Here is a 19,851-nt window from a genome sequence, read left to right as displayed (position 1 = left end):
GTCGCTCTTACAATGCCGCATTCAACACCCCACCAGGAGTCATTCGCCATGCGCCACTGATGCCGCCGTCTTCGCGACGGCCAGTCTCCACCCGCCCCCAAAGAGCAGGGGGAGTTCTTGGCATCCTTGGAATTGCACATGACGAATCCCTATATCGCGCTGGAAGGCGTGTCTTATGTTCTGCCGGACGGCAGAACATTATTCTCCGGTCTCGACGAACAGTTCGACCTGCAGCCTGCCGGGCTGGTGGGCCGCAATGGCGTGGGCAAGAGCGTGCTGGCCCGCATTCTTGCCGGACAACTGCCGCCGGCCCACGGCCGCTGTCTGCGTTCGGGCAGCGTGCATTACCTGGCCCAGCAGGCGGCGCCTGGCGCGGCGGAAACCGTGGCCGGCCTGGCGGGCATGCAGGCCACGCTGGCTGCGCTGGGACGCATCGAAGCGGGCAGCGCCGCCGCCGAGGACTTCGACATCGTGGGCGAGCGCTGGGATGCGCGCCTTGCGTTGCAGCAGGAACTGGAACGTTGCGGCCTGGGCCACCTGGATGCCGCGACGCCGGCCGCCGCGCTCAGCGGCGGCGAGGCCATGCGTGTCGCCCTGATTGGCGCCTTGCTGTCGGACGCCGACTTCCTGATCCTGGACGAACCCACCAACCACCTGGACAGGCCGAACCGGCTGGCCCTGGCCGAACAGCTGCGACGCTGGCCGCGCGGTTTGCTGGTGATCAGCCACGACCGGCAATTGCTGGAGGCGATGCAACGCATCGTGGAATTGTCGCCGCTTGGGTTGCGCGGGTATGGCGGCGGCTACAGCTTTTATGCGCAGCGCAAGGAAGAGGAACGGGGCCGCGCGCTGTCGCTGCTGGAGCAGCGCAAGCATGAGCGCCAACGCGAAGAACAGGCCCTGCGCGAACAGCGCGAACGCCAGGAGCGCCGCCAGGCGCGCGGCAACCGGCAGGCGCGCGACGCCAATCAGGCCAAGATCCTGCTGGGCCGGCAGAAGGCGCGCAGCGAAACCTCCGCCGGCAAGCTGCGTCGCCAGCATGAGGCCGCCAGCGAGCAGCTTGCCTTGCGCGTGCGCGAGGCGGCTGGGCAGGTCGACGAGCAGGACGCCATCGTGTTGCATGCGCCGCCAGCCGCAATGCCAGCGCAGCGGCGCGTCGCCAAGCTGGACGCGGTGGAGCTGCCGTTCGTCCCGGCCGCCACGCGCCGCATCGATCTTGCGCTGGGCGGGCGGCAGCGCGTGGGCGTGGTCGGTCCGAACGGTTGCGGCAAGTCGACCTTGCTCAAGGTGCTGGCGGGACAGCTGCAGGCATCGGGCGGAACCTGCCGAGTCGCGGCAAAGGCCGTGTATCTGGATCAACGATTAGCCATGCTGGCGCCGCAGCAGTCCGTGCTGGCGCAGCTGCAAGCGGCCAATCGCGGCGCGACGCAAGCCGGCTTGCGCACGCGCCTGGCCCAGCTGGGCCTGGACGCGCGCAAGATCGCGGCGCCCAGCGGTGAACTCAGCGGAGGAGAGCGCCTGAAGGCCGCGCTGGCCTGCGCGCTGTACGCGGACCCGCCCGCGCAGCTGCTGTTGCTGGATGAACCCAGCAATCATCTGGATCTGCCGTCGACGCAGGCATTGGAGGCGATGCTGCGCGCCTACCGGGGCGCCCTGGTCGTGGTGTCCCATGACGACGCGTTCATGGACAGCCTGGACCTGACGCACCGGCTGGCCGCGGGCAGCGGCGGCTGGCGCCTGGAAACTATCTGATCGACAGTTCCAGGATGTCGTCGCCGGCGTCATCGCGTTCTCCGGTGGGCGTCCAACCCAGGTGGCGGTAGAAGCCATGGGAGCGCACGGCGGGATCGCTGGCGCAGGCGAGGAACAGGCGTTCGTGTCCCAGGCTTGCCAGATGCTGGACCATCAACCGCAGCAGCGCCTTGCCTGCGCCCTGGTTTTCGCTTTCGGGCAGCAGGGCCAGCACCACGATTTCACCGGTCTCGCGGTCGCCGAAGCAGTAGCCCGTCACACGGCCGTCCGCGCAGGCGACGAAGCCACGCAGATCGCCCGCGCGTACGCCGGCGGCCCAGTTGTCCTCGGTGATGCCTAGCGCGCGCAGTTGCTCCACGGAAAATGCGTTCTCTCTGGTCTGGCCTCGGATCGTCACGCAGGCAGGGACGTCGTCGGCGGTGGCGGGGCGGAATGTCAATGTGCTCATGTCCGCATATTGACACCCTGTGCGCAATCGTGGCGAGCGGTAACACTCCGCGCATCCCGGCGGCATTAACATCGTCCGCTTCAATCCGCGCACTGCAGGGTGTAGGCATGCTCGAGTCCGTACTCGCGCCATGGGCGCTCACCGGCCGGCTGTGGCTGCGGTTCTGGCCGCAATTGATGGCGCTGGTGCTGGCAGGCACGCTGGCCCGCGATGTGCTGCTGTGGGTGGCGGCGCAGACCGGCTTCGCCAACCATCTCGCCGGCCTGGCCGTGCTTACGCTGGTGGCGCTGGCTCAGTTGGTGACCACCGTCGCGATGTTTCTCGTGCTGCTGCCGGGGCTGCCGGCCTTGCGCGGCGCGCAGGAAGCGGCGCGCGCCGGGCAGGCGGAGACGGGCGGGAGCAGAGGGCGGCTGGGGCAGGCGTTGACGGTGGCCTTGCTGCCGTTCTTCGCCTACTACGCGGCCTGGGGCTTTCTGGGCGACATCGTGCGGCAATACTCGCGCCTGGCCTACGGGCTGGATCCGCTGGGCGAGCACGGCAACGTGTTGGACGCGCTGGATTCCCGCTGGCTGCTGGTCTCGGTGGCGATTTCGTGGCTGGTGCGCAAGGCGGCGGTGACGGCGCGCGACCGCACGGGCAAGGGCCGCTGGCAATGGCTGGTGGTGCTGTGCGAAACCAACTGGGTGCTGATCGGCTTGTACGTCATCAGCCGCTGGAAGGACCACGCGTGGCAGTGGCTGGCCGACCGGCGCGGCCTGGAGGCGTTGCTGCAGTCCCTGATGAACATGCTGACGCCCGTCACGAATGCCTGGGCGGCGGGCATGACGCCCGTGGAGGCGCAAGGGCCCGGCCTGGGCACGGCGCTGATCAGCTTGTTCTTCTATGCCTTGTTGCCGGTGATATGGCTGGTGATGGCCGCGTTGGTCTATGGCTATGACGTGCGCGACGATGCCGATCTCAGGCGCTATCAACGGCTGCAACGGCTGGGCGACCGCTACCGCGCGGTGCCGCGTTTTCTGCGCGATTTCATCGAGCATTTCGTGGCCGGCTACCGCAAGCGTTATCTGCCGCTGGCCAGCGGCGTGCGGTTGGCCTTTCACAGCAGCGCGCTGCTGCTGGTCACGCTCATCGTGGGCTACCGCCTGATCGACTGGGGAGCCGCGTGGCTGTGGTACGGCGCGGCGCGCCTGATCGGTCCGAACGACCTGGATACCTGGCAGGTGCTGGCGCATGGCGTTTCGCTGCTGTTCGGCAGTCCGTTCCGCGATTCTTCCACGGGCCTGCTGATCGAGCCCCTGCGCATCTGCTTTCTTGCCGCCGTGCTGGAATGCGCTTACGCACCCTGGAAGATGCGCAGCGCGGCGCCCGCGCCCGCGGCATGATTCAGCCGGCAGGATCCGGCGGCGCGAAGCGCAGGTAGGCGGGCCGCTCGGCATCGATGGACACGGTGATCGACCAGGGCGCGGCTGCGTCGGCGGGCACCATGAAGGCTTCCATGATTTCGACGCTGGCGCCGGGGGCGGCGCCGCTGTGGGCCGCGGCCACGCAGCCGCGCGCGGTGCCGCGCGGCAGGCGCAAGGCCGGGGCGATGGCGGGCAGCCAGGTGCGCCCCTGCGCATCATGCAGCGCAATGCGGCAGCCGCGCCAGCGCGTGGGCAGATCGGCAGATTGCACCTGCACGGAGAAGGCGGCCAGCGCGGAGCGCGAGCCGGGCTGCCAGCCCCTGCCGGCCGGCGGCTCCAGCACCGCGAATTGCCGCAACTGCCATTGCGCGCCGCCTAGCGGCGCCTGCGCGCCAGCCGCTATCTCGCGCGGCTGCAGTTCGCGGCCCTCGAGCCAGCGTGCCACGCTGTCGCGGGCGCTCCAGTACAGCGTCAGGGCCAGCAGGATGGGCAGCAACCAGAGGCTGCGGCGGCGCCAGCGGCGTTCGCTCGCGGCCGCATCGTTCATGGGGCGGCCTCCTGTTCGAGATCGTAGCTGGCGGCGCTGACGGGCCGGCCGGAGGCGTCCAGCGGGATGTCGTCCAGCGCAATGCGCACCTGCGAATCCAGGCGCGGGTCATAGCGCGCGGACAGCAGCAGCGTGGCGTCGCGCGCCTGATCGGGCCGGATCTCGAACACCAGCCGCACGGTGCGCGGCAGGCCCGGTTCCACGGCGTGGGGCGGCTGGTTGCGCGCGAGCACGAGACGGTCCGTGTGGCGGTAGGCCAGGCCGTCGGGTCCGAGCCAGGCGGCTTCGCCGACAGTGGCCGACGTGTCCCGGGCCGCCAGGCGCAGCCAGACGATGGCCCATACGCCGCCCGTCGTGCGCGTCTGCGTAGCGCTCAGGCTGCGGTAGTGCAATTGCTGCGCGAACTGCACGCGCTCCACGGTGACCTCGAACTGCCTGGCGCTCACCGTCTGTCCCATTGCGCCGCTTGCCGTGATGGGTCCGGTCAGCGCCATGTAGCGGGGCGTGCTGCGCTGCATGGCGTACAGGGCCAGCGCGGCGGCCAGCACCAGCAGCAGCGTGCCCAGCCGCGCGCTCATGGCGCTGACTCCGGTGCGCCGTCCGGGGCTATCGGCAACTCGATCCGGCCCACGTTCGCGGGATTGAACCAGCCCGGCGCACCATACAGATTGTCGACGGGCTTGTAGATCTTGCTCTGCAGGGCAAGCGCGGTGCGCACGGGCGCCGCGGCCGCGGGCGGCAGCATCCAGACGAAGGCCATGCGCTCGGGCAGGCCGGGCTGCAGATAAGGCATTTGCTGCGAGTCGCGCAGGCCGACCACCATGGGCTTGCCGGCAGCCGCTCCCAGCGGCGCATTCCAGCGCAGCAGTCCGAGATAGTCGGCGCTCGATTCGGCCGTGCGGTTGGTGAGGTCGGCCTCGACCACCAGCGCGGTGGCACCTGGCTTGACCGGCACGCCGTAGACCTTGGGGGTGGACGCGGTCCAGGCGCGGCGCGGCACCACCCGCCACTGGCCGGTCTGGATCGAGACATCTGGGCCATATACCGGTTCGGACGCGCGGTTGAGCTTGCCGTAGGCGCCGTAAATCGCGACGCAGGCCGCGGCGAGCAGAGAGCCTATGCCTGCCAGGCTGGCGGCGATACGGGCTCTGAGCGAGTGCAGTACGCGCATCCGGACTCCAGGCGCGCAGATGGCGCGCATCGGGAATCCCAGATCGTAGGCGCGCTGCTCCTGGCGGGTTCTGTCCTTATGTTTCCATGCATGTCGCGCATGGCGTTGCCGCGTGCGGCGGCCAAGTTTTGAAACAATTCGTCGGGAGCATGCCTCAGAACAGGTTCAGCGCCCGCGCCACCCACCAGCCCAGGCCGATCGCGACGCCGATCAGCAGCGTCCTGCGCAGGCCGCCGCCCTTGGGCGGCACGGCGCCCGGCGGCAGGCCCGTGTTCGGGGCGGACTGAACGGATGCCGCCGGGGCGCGGGTCGGCGCCGGGTCATCGGTCTCGATCACGAATTCAGGCTTGGCGTCCTGCGGCTTCAATCCCGGCGCCAGGTTTTCCACGTCCACGCCGGTATTGCGCAGCATGTCCCACAGGCCGCCGTCGCCCTGGCCGGCGCGCAATGCCTCGATGCGTTCGCGTTCGGCGCGCGGCACGTCGTCCAGGCTGTCGTACTTGCGGCCATTGACCGTGACCGCGCCGTTCTTGATCTCGACCTTGAAGGACTCGCCGTTTTCGGTGCCGGCATAGCTCCAGGTCTCGTTGATCGTGGCGCCGTCCATCCCGCCGTCCAGCAGTGCTTCGATGTTGGCGCGCTGTTCGGGCGTCAGGTCCTGCGCGGCGCTCCAGCTGCGCGTCGTCGTGGTGCTGCGCCAAGTCTTGGTCTTGTCGTTCATTGGGTATCCATAGGTGTGCGGATCGCGTCCAGCGCGGCATGCCTTGTCATTAATGCAGAAGGCGTTTTCCTGTCAAGAAAATCAGAACGGCGCGCGGTTTGCCGGAGCGCGGCTGTGCGTTGATATATCAGATCTCCCTGACGATAATTCTTCCACTGTTGCCCGCTAGGAATCGTGATGCAGAAGCCTTACCCCGCCACGGCGGCTGATCGGATACGGCAGACGCTGGAGGATCAGATCGTCAATGCCGAGTTGCCTCCGGGCCTGGCGCTGGACGAGGCGTTGCTGGCGCAACGTTGCGGCGTTTCGCGCACGCCCGTGCGGGACGCCTTGCTGCAGCTTTCGGCCCAGGGCTTCGTGCACATCAAGCCGCGTGTCGGCATCTTCGTGGCGGCGCTGGAACCCGGCGAACTGGCCAATATGTTCGAAACCCTGGCCTATCTGGAAGGGCTGTGCGCGGGGCTGGCCAGCCAGCGCATCACCCAGGCCGGGCGCGCCGAACTGCTGGCTGCGCACCGCGACGCCGAGCCGGCCCGGGCCGCAAGCCGTCCCGGGGGCTACGCCGCGGCGAATCTCGCGTTCCACGACATCCTTTATCGCGCCAGCGGCAACAGCTACCTGATCCAGCAGATCATGGCGATACGCAAGCGTACCCATCCTTACCGGTTGCGGCATTTCGACCAGCCGGGCCGTCTTGCCTGTTCCTGGCGGGAACACGCCGGCGTGCTGGAGGCGGTGCTGGACGGCGACGAGCGTGCGGCCTCGCAGGCCGCCACCCGCCACATCGTCGAGGGCGGGCAGCAGTTCCGCGAGTTCGCCGAGCGCTTTCCGCAGGGGCTGTACGCCGCGGTAGGCAGCATGCGCGCCGCGGAGCAGGCCGCGCCGGCCGCGGCCACGCTTGCCTGGCTGTATGGCCCGCGCACCGCGGGCAGGCATACCAAGCCGGTCAATTGAACCTTGTCCACCGCGTTTACCGGCGCCGGCCGGGGCGCGATGCTGTCCGGCGTTTTTGCGCCATCGATCAAAAACAGAAGCAGGAGACTAGCCGTGTTCCATCGAGTTGCAGGCCTTGCGGCCGCCTTGTTCATCGCCGCCGCCAGTCCGGCCGCGCAGGCGCAGACCACGCCGGTCAAGATCGTGGTCGGGTTCTCGCCGGGCGGCGGCGTCGATACCTTGGCGCGCCTGTTGGCCCAGGGGCTGGCGCAGGCGATCGACCGGCCGGTGGTGGTGGAAAATCGCGCGGGGGCTGGAGGCACCATCGCCGCCGACGTGGTGGCGCGCGCCGAGCCCGACGGCGCGACCTTGCTGTTGGCGGATACCTCGCTGCTGCTTGCGCCGCACATCTATCCGAAAGTCAATTACCGGATGAACACGAGCTTCACGCCGGTCGCCATGGTGGGCGACGCCGGGCTGGCCTTGGCGGTGCCCGCAGCCAGCCCGGCGCGCACGCTGCCGGACCTGCTGGCCATGGCGCGCAAGGAGCCGGGGCGCTACACCTACGCCTCGGTGGGTGTGGGCTCCATGCATCATCTGGGTGGCGAACTGATCAAGTCCATGGCCGACGTGGATCTGGTGCATGTGCCGTACAAAGGCGGCAGCCCGGCCACCCAGGCGGTCGCATCGGATCAGGTGTCGTCCGCCATTTCCAGCCTGCCGGCGGTGATTCCGCAGGCAAGCGCGGGGCGCATACGCATTCTGGCGGTGCTGGGCGCAGAGCGGTTCCCGGGCTTGCCGGATGTGCCGACCGTGGCAGAGACGCTGCCGGGCTTTGACGCGACCCCGGCGATCTTCCTGCTGGCTCCAGCCAAGACGCCGCCTGCCGCGCTGGCAAGGATCACGCAGGCGCTGCCGCAGGTATTGGCCGACGCCAAGCTGCGGGAAGCTTTCATCGCGCAGGGTTCGCTGGTGCGCTACCAGCCCGCCGACGCGCTCGCCGCGTGGCTGCCCGCGCAGGAGCAGCGCTGGGTCGACCTGATCTCGCGCGCCAAGCTGACCTTCGCCCCTTGAGATTTTCGGTATCCACAGTAGGAGAACTTTTCATGCAGCAAGCAAGCACTCCCACCATCGGCATGATCGTGCCGCCCGCCGCGGGTCTGGTGCCGGCGGATGGGGCGCGGCTCTATCCCGATCTGCCCTTCATTGCCAGCGGGCTGGGGCTGGGCTCCGTCACGCCGGAAGGCTATGACGCCGTGATCGAATCGGTGGTGGACCATGCGCGCCGCCTGCAAGAGCAGGGCGCGGCGGTGGTTTCGCTGATGGGCACCTCGCTCAGCTTCTACCGGGGCGCGGCCTTCAATGCCGCGTTGACCGTAGCGATGCGCGAAGCCACGGGACTGCCATGCACGACCATGAGCACGGCGGTCCTGAACGGATTGCGCGCCCTGGGCGTGCGCCGCGTCGCGTTGGCGACGGCCTATATCGACGATGTGAACGAGCGCCTGGCGGCATTCCTGGCCGAAGAGAGCCTGGTTCCCACCGGCTGCCGCAGCCTTGGCATCACGGGCGTGGAGGCCATGGCGCGCGTGGATACGGCCACGCTGGTCGACCTGTGCGTGCGTGCCTTCGAAGCGGCGCCCGATAGCGACGGCATCCTGCTGTCTTGTGGCGGCTTGCTGACGCTGGACGCCATACCCGAAGTCGAGCGCCGCCTGGGCGTGCCGGTGGTGTCGAGTTCGCCGGCGGGGTTCTGGGACGCCGTGCGGCTTGCGGGGGGAGGGGCGAAGGCAAGGCCCGGATACGGCCGGCTGTTCGACGAGTCCTGACGATAGCGGCTCGCCGGCGGCAAGGCCGCAATCGCGCGCTAGCCGCGCACCGCAGTGACATGAAACCCGCGCAAGCGGGTTTCTTACTTTGTCCTTAATGCAAAACTTATTTTCATGTCAAGAAAATCGATCTGATATGGTCTGTTGAGCGTATCAGATGGCTTAAAAAGCGCATAATGTGCGCACCCTTTCCCAAGCTGCATGTCATGGGGATAGGGTCGATTTTCTGTAAGCGAAGAGCGTGTTGTCACTAGCTCGGCGGTTCGTGTTCCCAGGTTCATGTTCGGTAGCTAGGACAACTTGGAGTATTCACGGAGATGTCTATGACAGAAGACGCAAAGCCGCGCAGGCGGTTCCTGCAGGCGTTGGCCATCGTGCCGGCGTCGACGCTGGCGGTGGGCGCAATGACCACCGGCTGTACCAACGAGCCGGATAGCGCCGCTGCGCGCGCGGCCAAGCCCTACGAACCCACCTACTTCACCAAGGCCGAATGGGCCTTCATCGTGGCCGCGGTGGATCATCTGATTCCCGCCGACCAGTACGGTCCTGGCGCCATCGAGGCCGGCGTGCCGGAGTTCATCGACCGCCAGATGGAAACCCCGTTCGGCCACGGCAAGCTCTGGTACATGCAAGGTCCGTTCCACACCGACCAGGTGCCGGAACTGGGCTACCAGCTGAACCAGAATCCCCGCGAGGTCTACCGCCACGGCATCGAGGCCTGTGACGCCTGGTGCGTGAAGACGCACGGCAAGGTCTATGCCGAACTGGACAAGGCGCTGCAAGAGCAGATCCTCAAGGACCTGCAAGGCGGCAAGATCGAATTCGAGAGCGTGCCCGCCAGGACGTTCTTCAGTTTCCTGCTCTCCAACACGAAGGAAGGTTTCTTCGCCGATCCGATGTACGGCGGCAACAAGAACATGGTGGGCTGGAAGATGGTGGGTTTCCCGGGGGCGCGCGCGGACTTCATGGACTGGGCCGACCAGCCCAACGCGAAGTATCCCTACGGCCCCGTGTCGATCTCTGGGGAGAAGGGTTAAGCCATGGCGATCAAAAAAGACAAAGTCGATGCGGTGCTGGTCGGGTTCGGCTGGACCGGCGCGATCCTCGGCCAGGAGCTGACCGAGGCCGGGTTGCACGTGCTGGCGCTGGAGCGCGGCGCGATGCAGGACACGCCCAAGGACGCCGAGTACCCCAAGGTTGCGGACGAGCTGGCGTATTCCGTGCGCGGCAAGCTGTTCCAGGACCTGTCCAAGGAAACCGTGACCATCCGCCATGGCGTGGACGACGTGGCCGTGCCGTACCGGCAGAACGGTTCGTTCCTGCTGGGCACGGGCGTGGGCGGGGCGGGCTTCCATTGGAACGGCATGCACTACCGCGTGTTGCCCGAAGAGCTGGAGCTGCGCACCCGCTACGAAACGCGCTACGGCAAGAGCTTCATTCCTGAAGGCATGACCATCCAGGATTTCGGCGTGACCTATGACGAGCTGGAGCCGTACTTCAGCAAGTTCGAATACGTCTGCGGCACCTCGGGCAAGGCCGGCAATCTGAACGGCCAGATCGTCGAAGGCGGCAACCCGCTGGAAGGCAAGCGCAGCAAGGAATTCCCGCTGCCGCCCCTGACCACCACCTACGGCGCCCAGCTGTTCGACAAGGCGGCGCGCGAAGTCGGCTTCCATCCGTATCCGGCGCCCGCGGCCAATGCCTCGGGTCCGTACACCAACCCATATGGCGTGCGCCTGGGGCCCTGTAATTTCTGCGGTTTCTGCGAGAACTACGGCTGCTACATGTATTCGAAGGCCTCGCCGCAGACCACCATCCTGCCGGTGCTGCTGAAGAAGCCCAACTTCGAACTGCGCACGCATTCGCACGTGATCAAGGTCAATCTGGATTCCAGCGGCAAGAAGGCCGTGGGCGTGACCTACATCGACGCGCAAGGCCGCGAAGTGGAGCAGCCGGCGGACCTGGTGATCCTGTCGGCCTACCAGATGCACAACGTGCGCCTGCTGCTGCTGTCCGGCATCGGCAAGCCCTACGATCCCAAGACCAATGAAGGCGTGGTGGGCAAGAACTACGCCTACCAGATGAACGGCGGCGTCAGCGTGCTGCTGCCCAAGGGCACCCAGCTCAACCCCTTCGTGGGCACGGGCGCGGGCGGCGTGGGCATGGACGACCTGAACGGCGACCAGTTCGACCACGGTCCCCTGGGTTTCCTGGGCGGCGCCAGCATCCGCCACGTGCGCTACGGCGGCCGTCCGATCAAGCAGACGCCCACCATGCCGGGTACGCCCACTTGGGGCACGGGCTGGAAGGCCGGGGTGCAGGACGCCTACCAGCGCCACATGACCATAGGCATTTCCGGTTCGGTGATGTCGTACCGCGACGCCTACCTGTCGCTGGACCCCACCTACAAGGACAGCTTCGGCCAGCCTCTGCTGCGCATGACCTTCGACTGGCATGACAACGAATTCGACATGCTGGGCTACATGGGCAAGCGCATGGAAGAAGTGGCCAAGGCCATGAAGCCCGAAAAGTATGCCGTGGGGGTGCGCAAGAAGGGCGCGCGCTACGACACACGGGTCTACCAGAGCACGCACAACACGGGCGGCGCCATCATGGGCTCCAATCCCAAGGAAAGCGTGGTCAACAAGTACCTGCAGAGCTGGGACGTGCCCAACCTGTTCGTGATGGGCGCCTGCGTGTTCCCGCAGAACATGGGCTACAACCCCACCGGCCTGGTCGGGGCGCTGGCCTATTGGTCGGCGCAGGCGATCCGCGACCTGTACCTGAAGAACCCCGGCCCGCTGGTCCAGGCTTAAGGAGACGGCACAATGATTAAGCAGACCATTGTTGCGGCCATCTCCGCCCTGGCGGCCAGCGCCGCGTTCGCCGCGGACGGCACGCCGGCCGCCGCCGACGCCCAGATGATCAAGCAGGGCGAGTACCTGTCGCGCGCCGGCGACTGCATCGCCTGCCACACGGCCAAGGACGGCAAGCCGTTCGCGGGCGGCCTGGGCATCGATTCGCCGCTGGGCATGATCTATTCCACCAACATCACGCCCGACAAGGACACCGGCATCGGCGGCTACTCCTACGAGGACTTCGACCGTGCCGTGCGCCACGGCGTGGCCAAGGACGGACACTCGCTGTATCCGGCGATGCCGTACACCGCCTACGCCAAGGTCACGCCCGAGGATGTGAAGGCCCTGTACGCCTATTTCATGCACGGCGTCGAGCCGGTGAAGCAGGAGAACAAGGACACGGACATCATCTGGCCTTTGTCGATGCGCTGGCCGCTGGGCGTGTGGCGCTGGATGTTTGCGCCCGACGTGGCCACGGCGCCGGTGACGGCTGACACCCAGGGCGCCGACCGCGCCGCGCTCTTGCGCGGCCAGTACCTGGTCGAAGGCCTGGGCCATTGCAGCACCTGCCACACGCCGCGCGGCGTCGCCTTGCAGGAAAAGGCGTTGACCGAGGCGGACGGCTCGGCCTTCCTGTCCGGCGGCGTGGTCGAAGGCTGGCTGGCCAAGAACCTGCGCGGCGACACCACCGACGGCCTGGGCAGCTGGAGCCAGGCGGACATCGTGGCCTTCCTGAAGTCCGGCCGCAACGGCCATTCCGCGGCTTTCGGCGGCATGGCTCAGGTGGTGGGCGACAGCACGCAGCATCTGTCCGATGCCGACCTGAACGCCATCGCGGCCTATCTGAAGAGCCTGCCGCCGGTGAACAAGGACGCCACCAAGCCGCTGGCCTACAACGAGTCCGTGGCGCAGGCGCTGCGCACAGGGCACGACAAGGGCGACGGCGCCATGGCTTTCCTCAACAACTGCGCGGCCTGCCACCGCAGCACGGGCAAGGGCTATGCGGAAACCTTCCCGCAGCTGGCGCTCAGCTCCACGGTGAACTCGGCGGACCCCGCGTCCCTGATCCACATCGTGCTCAAGGGCGCGCAGATGCCGGCCACCGCCGCCGCGCCGACTGCTTACGCGATGCCGGGCTTTGACTGGCGCATGACCGACAAGGAGGTCGCCGACGTGGTGACGTTCGTGCGGTCCAGCTGGGGCAACCAGGGGGCGGCCGTCACCGCCGCCGACGTGGCCAAGGTGCGCAAGGACGTGGGGGCGGCGCCGCAGCCCGCGCGTTGACGCCTGACCGCGCGCGCGGCGCCGGCAAGCCCTTGCGGCTACCGGCGCCGCGTTTTTCATGGGCGATTTGACAAGCCCCGATGCCGGGCGCAAGCTACGCCACATGCATAGCCCCGCAACCGCCTTCGCGCTGATTATTACCACCATCAGGTCCATGGTGGGTTAGCGCGCGTCGGTACATCGCTACATAAACCCGCCAGAGGCGGGTTTTTTGTTGGCCCGCCTCCTGCCGCAGTTTTTCCAGGAGAGCACTTCATGATGTCCACAGAACCTTCCACCACGGCCACGCCCATGCTGCACTTCCTGTGCGGCAAGATCGGCGCCGGCAAATCCACGCTGGCGCAGGCGCTGGCGGCGCGGCCCGGCACCATCCTGCTCAGCGAGGACAGCTGGCTGGCGACGCTGTACCCCGGAGAGATCGTGGACCTGACCGACTACGCCCGCTGCGCCAGCCGCCTGCGCAACGCCATGGGCAGCCATGTGGCGGCGCTGGTCAGGGCGGGTTTGTCGGTGGTGCTGGACTTCCCGGCCAACACGCGGCGCAGCCGCGCATGGCTGCGCCAGGTGGCGCAAGAGGCCGGCTGCGCCCATCAGCTGCATTTCCTGGATCTGCCCGACGAGGTCTGCAAGGCCAGGCTGCGCGCGCGCAATGCCTCGGGCACGCACCCATACACCACCACGGACGAACAATACGACGCGATCACGGCGTACTTCGTCGAGCCGGAAGAAGACGAAGGTTTCGTTCTGGTGCGCCACGGGCAGGCCTGAAGCGCGGGACGCGGGCCGGGCGCGCCTGCTATGATTGCTGGATAAATATCCAGTCCTCCGGCCCGGCCGATGTTTCCCGCCTACCGTTACTACTATCTGCACAACTTCCAGCGCGCACTGACCTGGGTGGGCGAGCGCTACGCCGACCTGCTGGACGACGCCGAGCGCCGCTTCATGGCGGAATTTCCCGCCTTGCCGCAGGCATCCCAGGCCCTGATGGTGCGCATGCTGATGCGGCGCGGCCCCTGGTTCCGCGCCAGCCGGCTGACCTACGAAGAGATCGGCGCGACCGAGGCTGCCGCCGGCCCGCTGCTGCAATTGGGCTGGCTGGACGCGCAGGCGCCGATGACGCTGGATGAACTCTTCGGCCTGCATACCAAGCCGGAGCTGAACCGCATGTTTGCGCAGCTGCCGGCCAAGTCCGCCTCGCGCAAGGGCGATCTGCTGGAGGCCGCGCGCGCGGCGGGCGCGGATGCGCGGCCTTATGCGGACTGGAATCCCGCGGCGGACGAGCCGGTTTGGCGCGTCACCGTATCGGACATCTGCGAGCGATTCCGTCTGATGTTTTTCGGCAATCTGCACCAGGACTGGTCGGAGTTCGTGCTGGCCGACCTGGGCGTGTTTCAGTACGAGACCGTGCCGTTCGACGCCTCGTCGCGCGCGTTCCAGACGCGTGAAGACGTGGACTGCTATCTGGCGCTGCACGCTTGCCGCGTCGCGCTGGAAGAGGGGGCCGATGCCGATGCGCTGATGCTGGCCGTCCAGGCCTGCGCCAGCGGCAACCCCTGGCTGGAAAAGCGCCGGGCCAAGGTTCTGCTGCGCATTGGGCAGGCTTGCGAGCGGTTGCAGGACTGGGGCACCGCGCAACGCGTGTACGAGGCCTGCGCGTATCCCGGCGCGCGCCACCGCCGCATCCGCGTGTATGAGCGCATGGCGCGGCACGGCGACGCATTGGCCCTGGCGCTGCAGGCCCAGGCTCAGCCTGAAAGCGAAGAGGAAAGCCAGCGCCTGGCGCGCATGCTGCCGCGGCTGTACCGTGGCGCAGGGCAGGGCGCTCCGGCGCGCGAACCGGCTCCCGCCTTGCTGCGCACCGATCTGACACTGGCGCGGCCGGCACAGCCCGCTTCGGTGGAGTTCGTCACGCGCGACCACCTGCACCGCGACGATGCGCCCGTGCACTACGTGGAAAATGCGCTGATCAATTCGTTGTTCGGACTGCTGTGCTGGCCCGCGGTGTTCGCGCCCTTGCCGGGCGCTTTCTTCCACCCGTTCCAACGCGGCCCGGCCGACCTGGACGCGCCGGATTTCCATGAGCGCCGCGCGGCGCTGTTCACCCAGTGCTTGGCGCAGCTGGACACGCCGGGCTACCGCGACCTGATCCTGCAACGCTATGCCGAAAAGTCCGGCCTGCAATCGCCCTTCGTTTTCTGGGGCGCGCTGTCGGAGGACCTGCTGACGCAGGCGCTGGACTGCCTGCCTGCCGCTCACTTGAAGCTGTACTTCGAACGCCTGCTGCGCGACGTCAAGACCAACCGCTCCGGTCTGCCGGACCTGATCCGCTTCTGGCCGGCCGAGCGCCGCTATGAACTGATCGAGGTCAAGGGGCCGGGCGACAAGCTGCAGGACAACCAGATCCGCTGGCTGCGGTATTGCGTGTCGCATGGCATGCCGGTGCGGGTGTGCCACGTCAGCTGGCGCGAGGACGGCGCATGAGCTATGCCGTGGCGGTGCGCGCCCTGTGCGAATTCACGGCGCGGGCAGGGGATCTGGACCTGCGCTTCACGCCCGCGCCCACCGGCCTGGAGGGCATGGCGGGCCACGCGGCCGTGACGGGCCGCCGGGGGCCGGATTACGAGACCGAGGTGGCGCTGTCCGGCCAGCATGAAAACCTGCTGGTGCGCGGCCGCGCCGACGGCTACGACCCCGTGGCCAAGCAACTCGAAGAAATCAAGACCTACCGCGGCCAACTCGATAGCGTGCGCGACAACCACCGCGCCGTGCATTGGGCGCAGGCCAAGGTGTATGGGCATCTGCTCTGCCAGGCGCGCGGACTCGCAAGCCTGCGCGTGGCGCTGGTGTACTACAACGTGGTCACCGAGGAAGAGACGGTGCTGGTGGAAACGCATGAGGCCGCCGCGCTGGAGGCGTTCTTCCGCGAGCAATGCGGACGATTCCTGGCCTGGGCGGCGACGGAACTGGCGCACCGCCAGTCGCGCGACGCGGCGTTGGAGGCGCTGAAGTTTCCGCACGGCGAATTCCGCGCGGGTCAGCGCGAGCTCGCCGTGGCCGCGTACCGCACGGCCCGCGACGGCGGTTGCCTGATGGCGCAGGCGCCCACCGGCATAGGCAAGACGCTGGGGACGATTTTTCCGCTGCTCAAGGCCAGCCCGGGCGCGGGCCTGGACAAGATCTTCTTCCTGGCCGCCAAGAGCCCGGGCCGCGGCCTGGCACTGGAGGCGCTGGACACGGTCAACGCGCAGCCCGCCGCGCCCGGCTTGCGGGTGCTGGATCTGCAGGCGCGCGACAAGACCTGCGTGCATCCGGACCTGGCCTGCCATGGCGAATCCTGTCCGCTGGCCCAGGGCTTCTACGACCGCTTGCCGCAGGCGCGCGAGGCCGCGCTGGCGCACGCGCGGCTGGATGCCGCGACGGTGGCCGCGGCCGCGCGCGAACACCAGGTCTGTCCGTACTACCTGTCGCAGGAGCTGATCCGCTGGAGCGACGTGGTGGTGGGCGACTACAACTACTACTACGACGCCACGGCAATGCTGTACGCCATGACGCAGGCCTACCAGTGGAAGGTGTCCGTGCTGGTGGACGAGGCCCACAACCTGGTCGACCGGGCGCGCCGCATGTACACGGGCGAGCTCGACCAGGCCTCGCTGGCGGCGGCGCGCTACGCCGCGCCCAAGGGGTTGAAGAAGTCCCTGGATGGCTTGCAGCGCTCATGGAACGCGCTCAACAAGAAGCAGGCGGAGCGCTACCAGGCCTATGACGAAGTCGCGGCCGGGGTGCTGGCCGCGGTGCAGAAGGCGGTCGGCGCGATCATGGAGCACATGGCCGAAAACCCGTTGCCGCAGGATGATCCCGTGCTGGGGTTCTATTTCGAGGCCTTGCAGTTCATGCGCCTGGCCGAGCAATTCGGCTCGCATGCGCTGTTCGACGTGACCTTGTCGGACGCCAGCGCGGCCGGCGCCAAGACGCCGCCCTCCGTGCTGTGCGTGCGCAACGTGATCCCGGCGTCGTACCTCGCGGCGCGTTACGCGGCCGCGCACGCCACGGTGCTGTTCTCGGGCACGCTGAGCCCGCAGCAGTTCTACCGCGACACGCTGGGCCTGCCCGCGGCCACCCCCTGGCTCGACGTGGCCGCGCCATTCCAGGCCGAGCAGCTGGCGGTGAGGGTGGTGGGCAATGTGTCCACGCGCTATCGCGACCGCGAGCGCTCGCTGTCGCCCATCGTCGAACTGATTGCGCGGCAATACGCCGAGCGGCCGGGGAACTACCTGGGCTTTCTCAGCAGCTTCGACTATCTGCGCCAGGTGTCGGACCTGATGCGCGAGCGCCATCCCTCGGTGCCGATCTGGCTGCAGACGCCGGGCATGGACGAGGCGGGCCGCGCCGCGTTCCTGGCGCGCTTTACCGAAACGGGGCAGGGCGTGGGTTTCGCGGTGCTGGGCGGCGCTTTTTCAGAAGGCGTGGACCTGCCCGGCAAGCGGCTGATCGGCGCGTTCATCGCCACGCTGGGGTTGCCGCAGGTGAATCCCGTGAACGAGAACATGAAGCGCGCCATGGACTTGCGCTATGGCGTGGAGAACGGCTACGACTACACCTACCTGTACCCCGGCATGCAAAAGGTGGTGCAGGCGGCGGGCCGCGTCATCCGCACGGAACACGACGTGGGCACGGTGCACCTGATCGACGACCGCTACCGCCGCGCCAAGGTGCGCGGCTTGTTGCCCGGCTGGTGGCGAGTGGAGTGATCAGGCCGGGCGCAACTCGGTCAGCGGCTGGTTGGGATCGCGGCTGAGCTGGTAGCCGTACCACAGGCTGCGCGCCATGCGCCTGGCCATTTCCTGTGCCGCGTCGGCCAGGGCGCGGTTGGGCAGGGCGTCGGTGGTCTCCTGCCACAGCGCCAGCCAGCGCTCGAACAGTTCCGCGCTGAGATGCGGCATGGCGGCATGCTTGGGCATGGGCATGCCGGTGAAGCGGCGTGTGCCCAGCAGCACGGCGGACCAGAAATCCGACAGGGTCGCCAGATGCTCGTCCCAGTCGTGCACTTGACTGTTGAAGACCGGGCCCAGCTGCGCGTCGGCGCGCGCCTTGCCGTAGAAGGCGTGCACCAGGTCGCGGATTTCGGCTTCGGTGCAGATGTCGGCGGTCGAGTTCAAGCTCGTCTCCTTGGGGGGCGGATGGCGATCTTAGGGCGGGTGCGCCCGCCAGCGGTTTGATCTGGCGCAAGTTTTCCGGCCTGCCGCGGGATCCGGCGCGGCAAGCGCGGCGCCTGTGGTTTGCGTAGTATTGTCTGCCTGCGCGGCCGGCGTCCGGCAAGCGCGACCCCATATGAACAGGCGCCCCGAGTCGAAGGCGCGCCGCAAGGAGACCCGCATGACCATTGCCGCCCCGGCCGCAGCCGCCCCATTGAACGACATCGTGGCGCTGCCCGCGCACGCGCTGTCCGAGGCGATCCGCAAGCGTCAGGTGTCTTGCCGCGAGGTCATGGCGGCCTATCTGGCGCACATCGACCGGGTCAATCCCAAGCTCAACGCCATCGTTGCGCGGCGTGACAGCGACGAACTGCTGCGCGAAGCCGATGAGCGCGACGCCCAACTGGCCGCGGGACAGTGGCTGGGCTGGCTCCATGGCATGCCGCAGGCGCCCAAGGACCTGACCGCGGTGCGCGGCATGGTCACGTCCATGGGCTCGCTGGTCTACAAGGATCAGGTCACGGCGCATGACTCCATCATCATCGAACGCATGCGCGCGTCCGGCGCCATCTTCATCGGCCGCAGCAACGTGCCGGAGTTCGGCTTGGGCTCGCACACCTATAACCAGGTGTATGGCGCCACCGGCAACCCCTACGACCCTTCCCGGACAGCGGGCGGCAGCAGCGGCGGGGCGGCGGCTGCGCTGGCGGCGCGCATGTTGCCGGTGGCGGACGGCAGCGATTTCGGCGGCTCGCTGCGCAATCCCGCGGCGTTCTGCAACGTCTACGGCATGCGTCCGTCCGCCGGCCGGGTGCCTTACGGGCCATCGACCGAGGTGTTCCTCAAGCAGCTCGCGTTTGAGGGGCCGATGGGCCGCACGCCGCGCGACGTGGCCATGCTGCTGTCCGTGATGGCCGGCCCCGATCGCCGCGTGCCGTTGTCCCTGACCGGCGACCCGGCGCAGTTCGCCCAGCCGCTGGACGCCGACCTGCGCGGCAAGCGCGTGGGCTGGCTGGGCGACTGGAATGGCTATCTGCCGATGGAGGCGGGCATTCTGGAACTGTGCGAGCAGGCGCTGGCCGACCTGGCGCAGACCGGCTGCGTAGCGGTCGACTACCAGGTGCCATTCGCCGGCGAGCGCCTCTGGCGCATCTGGCTGGCCCACCGCCACCTGATGGTGGGCGGACAACTGCACCCCCTGGTCCAGAATCCCGAAACCCGCAAGCTGGTGAAGCCCGCCGTGGTTTGGGAGGTCGAAGGGCTGGAAGGCATGACGGCGCGGCAGGTTTACCAGGCCACGGAAGAGCGTAGCGCCTGGTATCAGACCGTGCTGCGCATGTTTGACGACGTGGATTATCTGGCGGTGCCGTCGGCCCAGGTGTTCCCCTTCGACGCGGCGCTGGACTGGCCCAAGGAGATCGCCGGGCGTCCCATGGACACCTATCACCGCTGGATGGAGACCGTTACGCCCTGGACGCTGGCGGGCTGCCCGGTGATCAGCGTGCCGGTGGGATTCAACGCCGCCGGGCTGCCCATGGGCATGCAGCTTATCGGGCCGCCGCAGGCCGACCTGGCCGTGCTGCAGCTTGCGCACGCCTACGGGCAGGCGCGGGACTGGGTGCAATCCCGCCCGCCCGCGGCGCTCTGGAGCGGCGCCGCCTGAAAACGGGTCCGGTACGCATTGTTGCGGGAAAAGACAAGCCCTTGTAAGAG

At 67.9% G+C, this 19,851-nt stretch carries 18 protein-coding genes; 12 read left to right on the top strand and 6 right to left on the bottom strand.

What is annotated here, in order from left to right:
• Positions 1 to 138 precede the first annotated feature (138 nt).
• Entirely contained in the window at positions 139 to 1,752 is a 1,614-nt protein-coding gene (locus ACM1PE_RS14005; protein WP_419343628.1) for an ATP-binding cassette domain-containing protein, read from the top strand.
• Here the strand turns inward: ACM1PE_RS14005 and ACM1PE_RS14000 are convergent.
• Positions 1,745 to 2,200 (bottom strand): GNAT family N-acetyltransferase, encoded by a 456-nt coding sequence (locus tag ACM1PE_RS14000; RefSeq protein WP_118932181.1) that lies wholly within the window; start codon positions 2,198 to 2,200, stop codon positions 1,745 to 1,747. The genes ACM1PE_RS14005 and ACM1PE_RS14000 overlap by 8 nt on opposite strands.
• A 107-nt stretch (positions 2,201 to 2,307) precedes the next feature.
• Between ACM1PE_RS14000 and ACM1PE_RS13995 the strand changes: the two genes are divergently transcribed.
• A complete protein-coding gene (locus tag ACM1PE_RS13995) occupies positions 2,308 to 3,582 on the top strand; it encodes a hypothetical protein (protein WP_419343627.1) in 1,275 nt (424 codons plus the stop codon).
• 1 nt (position 3,583) lies between these two features.
• Here ACM1PE_RS13995 and ACM1PE_RS13990 read toward each other — a convergent pair whose 3' ends face one another.
• From ACM1PE_RS13990 to ACM1PE_RS13975, 4 genes are all read right to left on the bottom strand, one after another.
• On the bottom strand, positions 3,584 to 4,150 hold the full coding sequence (locus ACM1PE_RS13990; protein WP_419343626.1) for a hypothetical protein: 567 nt from the start codon (positions 4,148 to 4,150) through the stop codon (positions 3,584 to 3,586).
• Positions 4,147 to 4,728, bottom strand: a complete 582-nt coding sequence (locus tag ACM1PE_RS13985; RefSeq protein WP_419343625.1) for a hypothetical protein — start codon at positions 4,726 to 4,728, stop codon at positions 4,147 to 4,149. The genes ACM1PE_RS13990 and ACM1PE_RS13985 overlap by 4 nt, the downstream gene beginning before the upstream one ends.
• Positions 4,725 to 5,321, bottom strand: a complete 597-nt coding sequence (locus ACM1PE_RS13980; RefSeq protein ID WP_419343624.1) for a hypothetical protein — start codon at positions 5,319 to 5,321, stop codon at positions 4,725 to 4,727. The genes ACM1PE_RS13985 and ACM1PE_RS13980 overlap by 4 nt, the downstream gene beginning before the upstream one ends.
• 154 nt (positions 5,322 to 5,475) lie before the next feature.
• On the bottom strand, positions 5,476 to 6,042 hold the full coding sequence (locus ACM1PE_RS13975) for a hypothetical protein (RefSeq protein WP_419343622.1): 567 nt from the start codon (positions 6,040 to 6,042) through the stop codon (positions 5,476 to 5,478).
• A 177-nt stretch (positions 6,043 to 6,219) separates the two neighbouring features.
• Here ACM1PE_RS13975 and ACM1PE_RS13970 point away from each other — a divergent pair, with 177 nt between their 5' ends.
• The 9 genes from ACM1PE_RS13970 (at position 6,220) to ACM1PE_RS13930 (ending at position 17,694) form a co-directional block, all read left to right on the top strand.
• A complete protein-coding gene (locus tag ACM1PE_RS13970) occupies positions 6,220 to 6,996 on the top strand; it encodes a GntR family transcriptional regulator (RefSeq protein WP_118933295.1) in 777 nt (258 codons plus the stop codon).
• Positions 6,997 to 7,089: 93 nt separating this feature from the next.
• On the top strand, positions 7,090 to 8,049 hold the full coding sequence (locus tag ACM1PE_RS13965) for a Bug family tripartite tricarboxylate transporter substrate binding protein (RefSeq protein ID WP_280016215.1): 960 nt from the start codon (positions 7,090 to 7,092) through the stop codon (positions 8,047 to 8,049).
• A 32-nt stretch (positions 8,050 to 8,081) separates the two neighbouring features.
• On the top strand, positions 8,082 to 8,804 hold the full coding sequence (locus tag ACM1PE_RS13960; RefSeq protein ID WP_280016214.1) for an aspartate/glutamate racemase family protein: 723 nt from the start codon (positions 8,082 to 8,084) through the stop codon (positions 8,802 to 8,804).
• Between the two features lie 323 nt (positions 8,805 to 9,127).
• The gene (locus tag ACM1PE_RS13955) at positions 9,128 to 9,841 is read left to right on the top strand and encodes a gluconate 2-dehydrogenase subunit 3 family protein (protein ID WP_059373140.1); all 714 of its coding nucleotides are present in this window, start codon (positions 9,128 to 9,130) and stop codon (positions 9,839 to 9,841) included.
• A gap of 3 nt (positions 9,842 to 9,844) precedes the next feature.
• Positions 9,845 to 11,620: a GMC family oxidoreductase gene (locus ACM1PE_RS13950; protein ID WP_059373138.1), complete on the top strand. Its 1,776-nt coding sequence runs from the start codon at positions 9,845 to 9,847 to the stop codon at positions 11,618 to 11,620.
• Positions 11,621 to 11,632: 12 nt separating this feature from the next.
• On the top strand, positions 11,633 to 12,946 hold the full coding sequence (locus tag ACM1PE_RS13945; protein WP_059373137.1) for a cytochrome c: 1,314 nt from the start codon (positions 11,633 to 11,635) through the stop codon (positions 12,944 to 12,946).
• A 255-nt stretch (positions 12,947 to 13,201) separates the two neighbouring features.
• Positions 13,202 to 13,714 (top strand): AAA family ATPase, encoded by a 513-nt coding sequence (locus tag ACM1PE_RS13940; RefSeq protein ID WP_251879746.1) that lies wholly within the window; start codon positions 13,202 to 13,204, stop codon positions 13,712 to 13,714.
• A 69-nt stretch (positions 13,715 to 13,783) separates the two neighbouring features.
• Positions 13,784 to 15,427, top strand: a complete 1,644-nt coding sequence (locus ACM1PE_RS13935) for a VRR-NUC domain-containing protein (RefSeq protein WP_419343619.1) — start codon at positions 13,784 to 13,786, stop codon at positions 15,425 to 15,427.
• Positions 15,424 to 17,694, top strand: coding sequence for an ATP-dependent DNA helicase (locus ACM1PE_RS13930; RefSeq protein ID WP_419343617.1), 2,271 nt, complete (start codon positions 15,424 to 15,426; stop codon positions 17,692 to 17,694). Before ACM1PE_RS13935 ends, ACM1PE_RS13930 begins: the two co-directional genes overlap by 4 nt.
• Here the strand turns inward: ACM1PE_RS13930 and ACM1PE_RS13925 are convergent, their stop codons facing one another.
• Complete coding sequence (locus ACM1PE_RS13925) at positions 17,695 to 18,102, bottom strand: group III truncated hemoglobin (protein WP_059373127.1); 408 nt, start codon at positions 18,100 to 18,102, stop codon at positions 17,695 to 17,697.
• Positions 18,103 to 18,319: 217 nt separating this feature from the next.
• On the opposite strand from ACM1PE_RS13925, the gene ACM1PE_RS13920 reads away from it, so the two are divergent.
• A complete protein-coding gene (locus tag ACM1PE_RS13920) occupies positions 18,320 to 19,801 on the top strand; it encodes an amidase (protein ID WP_419343615.1) in 1,482 nt (493 codons plus the stop codon).
• The last annotated feature ends 50 nt before the right edge of the window (positions 19,802 to 19,851 follow it).

It is taken from the genome of Achromobacter sp. PD1, from assembly GCF_048541815.1.
GTDB lineage: Bacteria > Pseudomonadota > Gammaproteobacteria > Burkholderiales > Burkholderiaceae_B > Achromobacter > Achromobacter bronchisepticus_A.
Note: the sequence above shows the minus strand (reverse complement) of the source record. Positions and strands in the feature narration are given on the sequence as shown.